Source organism: Acidovorax sp. HMWF029 (assembly GCF_003060895.1).
Lineage (GTDB): Bacteria > Pseudomonadota > Gammaproteobacteria > Burkholderiales > Burkholderiaceae_C > Acidovorax.
Window position 1 is genome coordinate 5,279 of the sequence record NZ_QAIH01000285.1, and the last position, 11,559, is coordinate 16,837.

Annotated in this window: 11 protein-coding genes and 2 riboswitches; of the genes, 9 read left to right on the top strand and 2 right to left on the bottom strand. The window is 66.0% G+C overall.

The annotated features are described in order from the left end of the window. The 4 genes from DBR12_RS19770 to DBR12_RS19785 form a co-directional block, all read left to right on the top strand. Nucleotides 1-952 (top strand): GTP-binding protein (locus DBR12_RS19770; RefSeq protein WP_233244936.1); only part of this gene is annotated, 952 nt, incomplete at its 5' end. Between the two features lie 125 nt (nucleotides 953-1,077). Then, entirely contained in the window at nucleotides 1,078-1,407 is a 330-nt protein-coding gene (gene fdxA / locus DBR12_RS19775) for a ferredoxin FdxA (RefSeq protein ID WP_108618795.1), read from the top strand. Between the two features lie 31 nt (nucleotides 1,408-1,438). Beyond that, nucleotides 1,439-2,494: an NAD(P)/FAD-dependent oxidoreductase gene (locus DBR12_RS19780; protein ID WP_108618796.1), complete on the top strand. Its 1,056-nt coding sequence runs from the start codon at nucleotides 1,439-1,441 to the stop codon at nucleotides 2,492-2,494. A 50-nt stretch (nucleotides 2,495-2,544) separates the two neighbouring features. Next, a riboswitch (TPP riboswitch) is annotated at nucleotides 2,545-2,649 on the top strand. 71 nt (nucleotides 2,650-2,720) lie between these two features. Continuing rightward, nucleotides 2,721-4,001 carry a cytosine permease gene (locus tag DBR12_RS19785; RefSeq protein ID WP_108618797.1) on the top strand — a complete coding sequence of 427 codons (1,281 nt, stop codon included), beginning with the start codon at nucleotides 2,721-2,723 and terminating at the stop codon, nucleotides 3,999-4,001. 106 nt (nucleotides 4,002-4,107) lie between these two features. Here DBR12_RS19785 and thiD read toward each other — a convergent pair whose 3' ends face one another. Then, nucleotides 4,108-4,971, bottom strand: coding sequence for a bifunctional hydroxymethylpyrimidine kinase/phosphomethylpyrimidine kinase (gene thiD / locus DBR12_RS19790; protein WP_108618798.1), 864 nt, complete (start codon nucleotides 4,969-4,971; stop codon nucleotides 4,108-4,110). A gap of 68 nt (nucleotides 4,972-5,039) precedes the next feature. After that, nucleotides 5,040-5,197, top strand: a riboswitch (TPP riboswitch). A gap of 60 nt (nucleotides 5,198-5,257) precedes the next feature. On the opposite strand from thiD, the gene DBR12_RS19795 reads away from it, so the two are divergent. From DBR12_RS19795 to DBR12_RS19810, 4 genes are all read left to right on the top strand, one after another. Further along, nucleotides 5,258-6,397, top strand: a complete 1,140-nt coding sequence (locus DBR12_RS19795; protein WP_108618799.1) for an FAD-dependent oxidoreductase — start codon at nucleotides 5,258-5,260, stop codon at nucleotides 6,395-6,397. Further along, complete coding sequence (gene thiS, locus DBR12_RS19800; protein WP_063460959.1) at nucleotides 6,394-6,591, top strand: sulfur carrier protein ThiS; 198 nt, start codon at nucleotides 6,394-6,396, stop codon at nucleotides 6,589-6,591. The genes DBR12_RS19795 and thiS overlap by 4 nt, the downstream gene beginning before the upstream one ends. Before the next feature lie 82 nt (nucleotides 6,592-6,673). Then, on the top strand, nucleotides 6,674-7,483 hold the full coding sequence (locus DBR12_RS19805; protein WP_108618800.1) for a thiazole synthase: 810 nt from the start codon (nucleotides 6,674-6,676) through the stop codon (nucleotides 7,481-7,483). Further along, nucleotides 7,476-8,387 (top strand): thiamine phosphate synthase, encoded by a 912-nt coding sequence (locus DBR12_RS19810; RefSeq protein WP_108618801.1) that lies wholly within the window; start codon nucleotides 7,476-7,478, stop codon nucleotides 8,385-8,387. The genes DBR12_RS19805 and DBR12_RS19810 overlap by 8 nt, the downstream gene beginning before the upstream one ends. 164 nt (nucleotides 8,388-8,551) lie before the next feature. Here the strand turns inward: DBR12_RS19810 and DBR12_RS19815 are convergent, their stop codons facing one another. Then, a complete protein-coding gene (locus DBR12_RS19815) occupies nucleotides 8,552-10,723 on the bottom strand; it encodes a hypothetical protein (RefSeq protein ID WP_233244938.1) in 2,172 nt (723 codons plus the stop codon). 72 nt (nucleotides 10,724-10,795) lie between these two features. Here DBR12_RS19815 and DBR12_RS23265 point away from each other — a divergent pair. Then, nucleotides 10,796-11,559 (top strand): 3-hydroxyacyl-CoA dehydrogenase NAD-binding domain-containing protein (locus DBR12_RS23265; RefSeq protein WP_233244940.1); only part of this gene is annotated, 764 nt, incomplete at its 3' end.

Genomic DNA, 11,559 nt, shown 5'->3' on the forward strand with positions numbered 1-11,559 from the left:
GGCCCTGCTGCCCCAAACCCGCCGCCACAGCCTGTTGGCCCACCTGCTGCGCGTCAATTCGCTGGTGTTTGCCGTGAATAAGCTCGACGCTGTGGCCGACCCGGCTCTGGCCTGGACGCACATCCAGGGCGCGCTGGCCCGCTTTGCCCAGGCCGCAGGCATTGCAGTGCACGCCACAGTGCCCGTGTCGGCCCTCAAGGGCTGGAACGTGGTGGACGCCAACGCAGGCTGGTGCGGCTACCAAGGCCCCACGCTTCTGCAAGTGCTCGAAGCGCTGCCCAACACCCCCGCCGACACGGCGCTGCCCCTGGCCTTCCCGGTGCAGTGGGTCGAGAAGTTCTCGTCTTCGTCCGACACCTCCCAAGGCCGCCGCGTGTTCTGGGGCCGCGTGGCATCGGGCACCGTGGCGCCCGGCACACCCGTGCAAATCTTCCCCAGCGGCCAGCTCGCCACCGTGGCCCAGGTGCTGGACCACGCCCGCCGCCCCAAAGATGTGCCCGCAGGCACCAGCGCGGGCATCATCCTCGACCGCGAGGTGGACGTGTCACGAGGCGACTGGATTCTGGCAGCCCCCACCGCTGCCGCTGCTGTGGCTGACGACGACTTTGGCGACACCCCCGCCGCCGTGCCCGCCTGGCCCGCCAGCCGCGAGCTGCGCACCACCATCGCCTGGATGGACGACGAACCCCTGGTCGCAGGCCGCGTGTACTGGGCGCTGCACGGCCACCGCTGGATCAAGGCCAAGGTGAAGGCCGTGGTGCACAAGCTCAACATCAACACGCTGGCCGAAGAAGCCGCCACGCAGCTCGACCCCAACGCCATCGGCCGCGTGGACTTGCTGCTACAAGAGGCGATTCCGGCCGCCACGTTCGCAAAAGCCCGCGTGCTGGGCTCGCTGATCCTGGTCGACACCGCCAGCCACAAAACCGCTGGCGCCGTGCTCGTCAACTGATCGAGCACTGATCCGGATCGGCGTCCCCAACCCCAGTCACCCCATCGAGGTGAGGGGCCCTGTAACCAAAGGTCGGTGAAAGCTTCTAAAATCGAGGGTTTTCACCGACCCACACAACTCCTGTCATGACCCACGTCGTCTCCGAAAACTGCATCAAGTGCAAGTACACCGATTGTGTGGACGTGTGCCCCGTGGACTGCTTCCGCGAAGGCCCGAACATGCTTGTCATCGACCCCGATGAATGCATCGATTGCGCCGTCTGCATCCCCGAATGCCCGGCCAACGCCATCTTTGCCGAAGAAGACCTTCCGGCAGACCAGATTGCCTTCATCAAGCTCAACGCCGACCTGGCCTTTGCCGACGGCTGGAAGAGCATCACCAAACGCAAGCCCGCGCTGCCCGACGCCGACGAGTGGAATGGCAAGCCGGGGAAAATCAACGACCTGGTGAAGTAAGCCAGACGGGCGCCCCTTGGTGAACCCGGCTTTGCAAACGCCCGCCGTTGTAGAGACCGACGCGGTCGTCATCGGCGCAGGCCCCGTGGGCCTGTTCCAGGTCTTCCAGCTGGGCCTGCAGGGCATCACCGCCCATGTCATCGACGCCCTGCCCCATGCGGGCGGCCAGTGCGTCGAGCTGTATGGCGACAAGCCCATCTATGACATCCCCGGCATCCCGGTCTGTACCGGGCGAGAGCTGGCAGATTTGCTGCTGCGGCAGACTGCCCCGTTCAAAACCCAGTGGCATCTGAACACACTGGTTTCTGCCCTTGCGATGCAGCCTGACGGGCGCCTGCTGGTCGAAACATCTCAGGGCGCACAACTGCGAGCCCGCTCTGTGTTCATTGCTGCCGGTGTGGGCGCCTTTGTGCCGCGCACGCTCAAGGTAGAAGGCATCGAGCGTTTTGTGGGTTCGCAGGTGCACTACCAGAACCTGCACGCCGCAACCGATGTGACCGGGCTGCATGTGGTGGTGCACGGTGGCGACGAACCCGCCGTGGCCCGCGCCGTGGTACTGGCCGAGCAAGGCCAGGCCGCCCGTGTCAGCCTGCTGCACCGCCGCGACGTGTTCCAGGCCCCGGACGCCCTGCTGCAGCGCCTGCAGCAACTGCGTGACGCCGGGCGCATCCATGTCGAAGCAGCGCAGATCACAGGCATCGACACCATGGGTGATCGGCTATCGGCCTTGCAAGTGGTGGACCCCGATGGCAGCACGCGCGCGCTGGCGCTCGATCTGCTGGTGGCCGTGCTGGGCATCTCGCCCCGCCTCGGCCCTATTGCCGACTGGGGCATCGCCATGGACCGCAAGCAACTGGTGGTAGACACCGAAGCCTTCCGCACCAGCGTGTCCGGCATCTATGCCGTGGGGGACATCAACACCTACCCCGGCAAACGCAAGCTCATTCTGTGCGGGTTTCATGAAGCCACGCTGGCCGCCTTTGGCGCGGCCGAGGCGCTCAAGGGCGACAAGGTGGCGCTGCAATACACCACCACCAGCCCGCGCCTGCACCAGCTGCTGGGTGTGGCACCCGCTGCCTCTGCCTGAGCGGACGCGCAGTTACACCACTACAATCCGCAGCGCACTGCCTACGCAAGTGCTACCGCTAGGGGTGTCGAGACCGGCCTGCCGGAGTCGACTGAGAGAGTCCCTTTGAACCTGATTGAGATCATCCTCGCGCAGGGAAGCAAGTCCGCCAAAGCCATGCCCTCACCTTCCTTGGAGCGCTGGCGGGGCGGGCCGCCCCTGCTCTGTACTGCCACGGAGCTTTTGCATGTCTTCATCCCCTGCCACGCACGCCACCAACGAGGCGCTGGCCCCCATCTCTTCCGACCGCCGCGTCTTCCAATGGCATGACCATGCCTCGCTCTGGTTCAGCCTGGGCGTGGGCTTGCTGGTCATGCAGGTGGGTGCGTACCTGATGCCCGCGTTGGGCACCAAAGAGGCACTGATTGCCATCGTCGCAGGCTCCATCGTGGGCGCAGGCCTGCTGGGCTGGGTGGCCAAGCTGGGCTGCGACAGCGGCCTGGCCAGCGCCGGGCTGATGCATGCCGTCTACGGCCGCACCTTTGCCAGCCTACCCATCATCCTGAACATCGTTCAGTTGGTGGGCTGGGGCACGTTCGAGCTGGTGGTGATGCGCGACGCCACGGTGGCCATCGGCCAGCAGTCGGGTGCCATGGCGGGCGCGCACTGGCCGGTGCTGGCCACGCTGCTGTGGGGCGGCGTGGTGATGCTGCTGATCAGCGGATCGATGGTGCAACTGGTGCGCAAGGTGATTGCGCGCGTGGCGCTGCCGCTGGTGGTGCTGTCGCTGCTGTGGCTGTCGTGGCAGTTCCTTTCGCTGGCGCAGGCCCAAGGACTTGAAGCGCTCTGGACGCGCCAGGGCACAGGCGGCATGGGCGTGCTGCCCGCACTCGATCTGGTGATCGCCATGCCCATCTCCTGGCTGCCATTGGTGGCCGACTATGCGCGCCATGGCAAAAACGGCGGCTCGGCATTGCGCGGCACCTGGCTGGGCTATGCGCTGGCCAATATGTGGTGCTACAGCCTGGGGGTGCTGGTGGCGCTTACCTTGCCCAGCAAGGACCTGGTGCAGGCGCTGCTGCTGGCCCAGGGCGGGCTGATTGCGCTGTCGCTGATCCTCATCGACGAGGTGGACAACGCCTATGGCGACACCTATTCGGGCGCCGTGTCGGCCCACAGCCTGCTGCCGCGCTTTGGCGTACGCGCCTGGGGCCTGCTGGTGGCCGCACTGTGCACGGGGCTGGCACTGGTGCTGCCTATGCACAGCCTGGAGCCGTTCTTGCTGCTGCTCAGCTCGGTGTTTGTGCCGCTGTTTGGGGTGATCCTGGGGCGCCTGGCCTTTGGCACCAATGCCCCCGCCTTGCTGGCGGCTGCGCGCAAGGTGAATGTGGTGCCGGTCGCTATCTGGTTGGCAGGCATTGCGGTGTACCACCTGGCGCCCAAGGTGCTGCCAGGTGCGGGCTCGGCCCTGCCCGCACTGGCGTTCAGCTTTGCGCTGGCCTGGGCCACCCGGCCGCGTGCTGCCTGACGACATTCCTGGTGGCAATGCCGCAGCGCGGATTCGCTATCAAATAAATAGCAATCATCGCTTGATGGACAGGCGGTAGCAGCCAAAAAACCCAAAAAAAACTGCCCTACACCACTACCTGCGCCACCGGCGCATGGCCGTGGTTCAGCGGGCCATGGCCGCGCCCGGTAGTCACATCGGCTCCGGCTGCGATAGCACCCAGGATGTAGGCCCGGGCGCGCTCCACCGCCTGCGGCAGGGACGCCCCCAGCGCCAGGTGCGATGCGATGGCTGACGACAGCGTGCAGCCCGTGCCGTGGCCGTTGTGCGTGGCAATGCGCTGAGATGCCAGGCGCTGGCAGGTGCCATCCGGCAGGGCCAGCACATCCACCACCAAGTCCCCAGGCAAGTGCCCGCCCTTGAGCAGTGCGGCCGGGGCACCCAGCGCGCGCAGGGCCTGCGCAGCGGCGTCCAGCGCGTCAACGCCCTCTATCGGGCGGCCCAGCAGCCAGCCTGCTTCATCCAGGTTGGGGGTGATCACTTCGGCCAGCGGGAACAGCTCTCGCACCAACACACCCACGGTCTCCTGTGCAATCAGGCGGTCGCCGCTGGTGGCGACCATCACAGGGTCCAGCACCACATGGGGCAGTTGATGGGTGCGGATGGCATCGGCCACCACGCGCACCACTTCGGGCGAATGCAGCATGCCGATCTTGACGGCATCCACGCCAATGTCCTGCACCACCGCGTCGATCTGCGCCTTGAGCATCTCTGGCGGAACACCGTGGATGCCGGAGACGCCACAGGTGTTCTGCGCGGTGATGGCCGTGATGGCTGTCATGCCGTAGCAGCCAAGGGCGGCAAAGGTCTTGAGGTCGGCCTGTATGCCTGCACCGCCGCCGCTGTCGGAGCCTGCGATGGAAAGCACACGCACATAGCGGCGCGTGGAGGGCGTGGACGGCGCAGAGGATGGCGGAGTCAAAGAAGTCATGGCAAAAATTATGGCCTATGCGCCAGCGCAAAGAAGGCGGCGCGGGCTTGTGCTGTAATTGATTTTTTCGGACGAAACAGGGGTGTCCTGCCAGCACGGCCCAAGACCAGGGACCGGGTGAAGGGACTGAGAAATACCCTGGGGCCGCGCTGCAACACAGCAGCATGCCATGGCCCCGCTACCCGATCCAGATCATGCTGGCGTGGGGAGTTTCTTTTCAAGCGGCACAGCCCCGTTTTGTCCCTCATGCGCCTCGTTTGCAGCACACGGACAGACCACAACGCCTATGCCACTGCCATCTTCCTCCTTTGCCATTCTGGGCGCAGGCCTCATCGGCCGCCTGCTTGCGGTGGAACTGGCCCGCCAGGGCCACCGCGTGGACATCCACGACGCGGGCAGCCCTGCCGCCGAAGGCTCGGCCGCCAAGGTGGCCGCTGCCATGCTCGCGCCCCTGGCCGAATCGGCCATCACCGAGCCCGGCGTGGTGCGCATGGGTCACCACGCCCTCGCCCGCTGGCCGCAGCTGCTGGCACCGCTGGCCGAGCCGGTTTTCTTCCAGCAAGCAGGCACGCTGATCGTGTGGCACCGGCAGGACGCCGCCGAAGCCCAGCGCCTGACGCGCCAGCTGGAGGCCAACCAGCACACCGTGCCCGAGCTGCCCGGGCTCGAAAAGCTGGGTAGCGACGGCCTGGCCCAGGCCGAACCCGCGCTGGCCCACCGCTTTGCCCAGGGCCTGTACCTGCCCGGCGAAGGCCAGCTGGACAACCGCCAGCTGCTGGCGGCGCTGGTGGTGGAGATGGAGTGCCTGGCCGTACGAACCCACTGGCACAGCCCTCAGTCGCCCGAGGCCTTCACCCCCGGCGCCCCCGGCCAGCCCGACTGGGTGCTGGACTGCCGCGGCCTGGGCGCCAGGGCCCAATGGGGCGCATTGCGCGGCGTGCGGGGGGAAGTCGCGCGCATCCATGCGCCCGACGTGACGCTGCAGCGCCCCACGCGGCTGGTGCACCCGCGCTACCCGATCTACATCGCGCCCAAAGAAGACCATCTGTTCGTGATCGGCGCCACCGAGATCGAGTCCGACGACCTCACGCCCGCCAGCGTGCGGTCCACGCTGGAGCTGCTGTCCGCCGCCTATGCCGTGCACCCCGGCTTTGCCGAGGGCCGCATTGTGGAGCTGGCCACGCAGTGCCGCCCCACGCTGCCCGACAACCTGCCCGCCATCCGCCAACCGCGCCAGGGTGTGCTGGAGATCAACGGCCTGTACCGCCACGGCTTCATGATCGCCCCGGCGATGCTGGATGTGACCCTGGAGCTGCTGAACACAGGACAATCGCAGCTTTCGCAACGTTTTGACCTTGCGCTGGACCTGACAGGCACACCACTGCTTTCCCCAGCAAGCACCAGCGCAGCCTCCGCCATCGCATGAACATCTCCATCAACCAGACCCCGCACGAACTGCCCGAAGGCGCCACCGTGGCGGATGCCGTGGCCGCCATCGCGGCGCGCCCGCCTTTTGCCGTGGCGGTGAACACCACCTTTGTGCCCAACACCGCTTACGCCGCCCACCGGCTGCAGCCCGGCGACCGCGTGGAAATCATCTCACCCGTGACCGGGGGCTGAGCCAGCGCCTGAAATTTGAAGAAAATAGGCCCTCTGCGCGCGTCCATCAAGCCCTGATAGCTATCAAAAACATAGTAACCACATGACCACTCCGACGCCCCAAGACCCGCTGGTGCTGTACGGCCAGACATTCGCCAGCCGCCTGCTGCTGGGTACCTCGCGATACCCTTCGCCCGCCGTACTCGAAGCCGCCGTACTGCGCGCACGGCCCGCCATGGTCACCGCCTCGCTGCGCCGCCAGGGCAGCAACCCGGCCGAAAGCGGCAGCAGCTTCTGGGAGTTGCTGCGCAAGCTCAACGTGCCCGTGCTACCCAACACCGCCGGTTGCCACAGCGCGCAAGAGGCCATCACCACCGCCGAAATGGCGCGCGAGGTGTTCAACACCCCTTGGATCAAGCTCGAACTCATCGGTGACGACTACACCCTGCAGCCCGACACCTTGAACCTGGTGGGCGTGGCAGAACACCTCATCAAACAAGGCTTTCAGGTGCTGCCCTATTGCACCGAAGACCTGGTGTTGTGCCAGCGCCTGGTGGATGTGGGCTGCCAGGCCGTGATGCCCTGGGCCGCGCCCATTGGCACCGGCCGGGGCCCCGTCAACCCGTATGCGCTGCAGACATTGCGCGAGCGCCTGACCGTGCCCATGCTCGTGGACGCAGGTCTGGGCCTGCCGTCGCACGCCTGCCAGGTCATGGAATGGGGCTATGACGGCGTGCTGCTGAACACCGCCGTGGCCTTGGCGCAAGACCCCGTGGCCATGGCCGGTGCGTTTGCCGATGCCGTCAGCGCCGGTCGCGCATCGCGCCTTGCAGGCGCCATGGCCGCGCAAGATGCCGCCCAGCCCAGCACGCCCGTGCTGGGCACACCTTTCTGGCACCACGCCCATGCATGACACCAATGACACCACCGCCCTGGCACACGCCATCCTGAGCCACCACGCGGCCACGTTTGCGGGTTTTGCGCCCGAGCCTGTGCCCGCCCCCACGGCGCAGGAGCCAGCCTATCTGGCCGCCTTGCAGGCCTGCAGCCACCTCGGCTTCATTGCCCACGACGCAGAATGCCTGGCCCGCGCCTGGCAGGCCCGCACCCTGCGCACAGGGGCCGTTCAGCCAGAACTGTGGCCCGATGATCCCCAGGACTTTGGCCTGCAACCCACGCCACGCACCCACCAGTTTGCAGCCTGCCCCGACAGCCTGGGCCTGTATGCCGTTCTGCCCGATGCGGCCTGGGTGGGCCGCATGGCCAGCGCGGGCGTGCCCACGGTGCAGTTGCGCTTCAAGTCCAACGATGCCGCCGCCATTGCGCGAGAGGTGCACGCAGCTGTGCACGCCGTGCAGGGCACGGGTGCGCTGCTGTTCATCAACGACCACTGGCGCATGGCGATTGATGCCGGTGCCTACGGCATCCACCTGGGCCAGGAAGACCTGGACGCGCTGAAAGCCGACGAGTTGCAGGCGCTGCGCAGCTCCGGCCTGCGCCTGGGCGTCAGCACCCACGGCTATGCCGAAATGGTGCGCGCCGACGCGGTAGGCCCCAGCTACATCGCCATGGGTGCGGTGTTCCCCACCACGCTCAAGAAAATGGCCACGGCACCCCAGGGCGTGGGCCGGTTGGGGGTGTATGCGCGGCTGATGCGCCACTACCCCCAAGTGGCCATCGGCGGCATTGGCGCCGAGCAGTTTGCGCAGGTGCTGACAACGGGGGTGGGCTCCATCGCCGTGGTAAGGGCCCTGGTGAATGCAGCAGATCCCGAAGGCGCTGCAGCCCAGCTGATGCAGCATATGGCGACCACCTGAAGGTGGAGCTGGGGGCATGGCACACAACGCCATTGCCCTGAGAACCCTGCGCCGAACATCAGCGGCGCAGTAAAGCGCGCCGCCGCCTTTGATGGACGACACCAAACGGCATCGCAACCGCAGGCAACGCCCCCCGACCCGGCCCTCAGAACGTGTCTACGTTCTCACTTGCTGTGATCGGACTTGTGTTTCATCTGCTCCAGTTCCAGCCGCAGTTCCATCAGGTCGTTCTCCATGCCAAAACCCACGGCCTGCCCGGAGGGTGGCGGGGGCGTCACGGGCACGGGCGGAAGGTCGCTAAGGGTCAGGTGCACGGGTTCAGACAGATCGAGGTCCAGCGCCGCATCGCCACTGTCTGAGCCAATGGTGGCCGGAGCGGTGGACACGGGAGTGCTGTTATCTGGTGCAGGGCTTGGCGGCATGGCCCCAAAATCGAACTCCAGGCTGGCTGCGAGCGAATCCAGCGGTGCGTCGTCCTGCCTCAGTGCGACAGCAGCCGAGAATGGGGCCGCAAGCGATTCAGCCACCAGTGTCTCGACCCGCGGTGGTGCCAGAGGGGTGGTTCGTTTGCGTGGTGGGGGCTCACCCCGTGCGCTGGCAGGGGTGGTCTGCGCGATGGACAGCAGCAGCAGCAAATCGTCATAGGCCGCGAGATCAAAGGGCTCCACAGCCTCGGCACCAGTTCGGCGAAACAATAGCTTCTCCAGCAACGCAAGCACTTCGGGAGAGGTCCACTCGGCTTCGATGTCGGCCAGCGCATCGGTGTAGTGGTAGAGCATGCGCCCTGTGCGGTGGAAGCCGGAAAACTCTGGCACCTGGGCGTTGAAGAACTGCATGAACTGCCCACGCAACTGGGCAAACTCATCAACGCGGCTAAGCGTGTGATAGAGCTGCAAAAGCTCCAGATAGGCCAGCGGCGAGGTCTCGCGGTGCTCCGCGATGTGGTTCTTCAAGACCTCGATGGCCTGCTGGTGCTCGCCCACCGAAATGAAGAATTCAGCCTGCTGCTGGATGTCGAAAAGCTCTTCAGGGTTGACGATATGCAACGATGCCGATGCCGCAGCAGATGACGGCGAGGCCGTTGGCACTGGTTGCATGGGCGGCGGGACTGGAGCACTTGCCGTCGAGGCCGGGCCGGGTACAGGAGCGATGACTGCAGAGGCTTGCCCGTCAGGAGCAGGTGCCTCATCGAGAAAAGGCTGCGTGTCGGACGGCAACCAGGAATCTCCGGGATGGGGCGCCAAGCCCAGCGCCTCTTCCGCCAAAGTGGCATCGCGTGCGCCCAGGGCCACCGAGTCGCCCCAGGCCCGCACGGCCTTGTGGGAGGCATTGCGCAGGCGAATCCACATCCACGCAACCACAAGCAGGGCCATTGCCAGAAGGGCCCCCAGCGCGTAAACGATGGTCGCCGGGAAGCGCTCTTGCTCCGCCAATTCCAGCTGCTGTTGAAGTTGTGCTGCGGCAGCACGGTCTTTGACAGCTTGCGCGCGCAGGGCTGTCGCCTCGGACTCCAGGGTTTTCAGTTGCTCGCTGTCCTTGAGCAGGGTTTCTGGCTGCGCGTTCAGCGACTTCCACAGCGCAATAGCTTGCGCACGCTGCACCGACATTTCTTCGGACGGCATGACCGTGAGTTCGACACTGGAGCGCAGCGGGACCGGGCTGTCCAGCCAGATGTCCAGAGGTTCCAGCACCAGGCGGGGGCGCTGTTCAGTTGAAGCACCAGCTGCCAAGGCCTTGACGGGGGCCGGGACACGTGCAGCAGGCCGCGCAGGGGCCGGAGCGGCAGGCCGGGCCACGATGGGCCCCCGAGGTGCTGGAGGCTGGGATGTAGCCAGCCGGTCGGCAGGGGCAGGCACAGCGCGGCTGTCCTGCGCAGTCACCGGGTTCGTAGCGGCCTCGCCCCCTCTGGCGACGGGCAGGCGCGAAAGATCGACCGGCAGCGCCGAAGCCGAGCGCGTGGCAATGGTCGGAAGGTCGGAAAGAAATGTGTATGTGCGTGTGGTTTTGCCCGCGCACCCTGCCGTGAGGGTGACGGTCAGCACGGGTTCATCCAGCGCAATGGATGCCATGACCCGCACGCCCGACGGGCGGCCCCGCACTTCGGGCAGGGGGATGACGCGCACCTTGCTGTCGCCAATCGCGTTGTCGCCCGCCACCACCTTCGCCGTGACGCAGGACGACGCGACATCGGTGCCCGGGTCGGGCTGCAATTCAAACGCAAGATCAACAGGAGATCCCAACACCACAGTGCCGCTGCCGCTGCCCAGGGACAGCGCCGAAGCTCCAGCTGCAACCACCCACAGCCCCGGCCCAAAAATAGTGTTACGGATTTTCACAATAAGTTCTGTTTCTGGTCTGAGGCATTCTTGCACACAAGTCCCAGATAAGGCCAGAGCCATAATGGCGCTATGAAAATTCAGTTTCCCACCATCGCCATCGTGGGCACCGGCGCCATGGGCCGGGGCATTGCCCAAATCGCAGCCCAGGCCGGCAGCAAGGTTTTTCTGCTGGATGCCAACCCCGGCGCCGCCGATGCGGCCAAGGCGGCCCTCCAGGAACAGTGGAACAAGCTGGTAGCCAAAGGCCGCATCGATGCCGCACACGCAGATGACCTGGTTGCGCGGCTGCACCCCGTCAAGGCCGTGGCCGACCTGTCGGGCTGCGACCTGGTGGTGGAAGCCATCGTTGAGCGTCTAGATGTTAAAAAGACGCTGTTTGCCGAGCTAGAAGCCGTGGTGCGCCCGGATGCCGTGCTGGCCACCAACACCTCCTCCCTGTCCGTCACCGCCATTGGCGCGGGCCTGCAACGGCCCGAGCGCCTGGCGGGCTTCCACTTTTTCAACCCGGTTCCGCTCATGAAGGTAGTGGAAGTGATCGCCGGGCTCAAGACCGATGCCGCTGTATGCGCCGCGCTGGTCGCCTATGCCAAGCAAATGGGCCACACACCCGTGCAGGCGCAGGACACGCCCGGCTTCATCGTGAACCATGCCGGGCGCGGCTTTGGCACTGAGGCGCTGCGCATCGTGGGCGAAGGCGTTGCGGATTTCGCCACCATCGACCGCATCCTGCGCGACCAGGTGGGCTTCAAGCTCGGGCCGTTCGAGCTGATGGACCTCACAGCACTCGACGTATCCCACCCGGTGATGGAATCCATCTACCGCCAGTACTACGA

Coding starts and splice junctions, on each gene's coding strand:
- thiD (WP_108618798.1), bottom strand. CDS start 4,971: ATGACTTCTTTGACTCCGCCATCCTCTGCGCCGTCCACGCCCTCCACG.
- fdxA (WP_108618795.1), top strand. CDS start 1,078: ATGACCCACGTCGTCTCCGAAAACTGCATCAAGTGCAAGTACACCGAT.
- thiS (WP_063460959.1), top strand. CDS start 6,394: ATGAACATCTCCATCAACCAGACCCCGCACGAACTGCCCGAAGGCGCC.
- DBR12_RS19805 (WP_108618800.1), top strand. CDS start 6,674: ATGACCACTCCGACGCCCCAAGACCCGCTGGTGCTGTACGGCCAGACA.
- DBR12_RS19785 (WP_108618797.1), top strand. CDS start 2,721: ATGTCTTCATCCCCTGCCACGCACGCCACCAACGAGGCGCTGGCCCCC.
- DBR12_RS19810 (WP_108618801.1), top strand. CDS start 7,476: ATGCATGACACCAATGACACCACCGCCCTGGCACACGCCATCCTGAGC.
- DBR12_RS19795 (WP_108618799.1), top strand. CDS start 5,258: ATGCCACTGCCATCTTCCTCCTTTGCCATTCTGGGCGCAGGCCTCATC.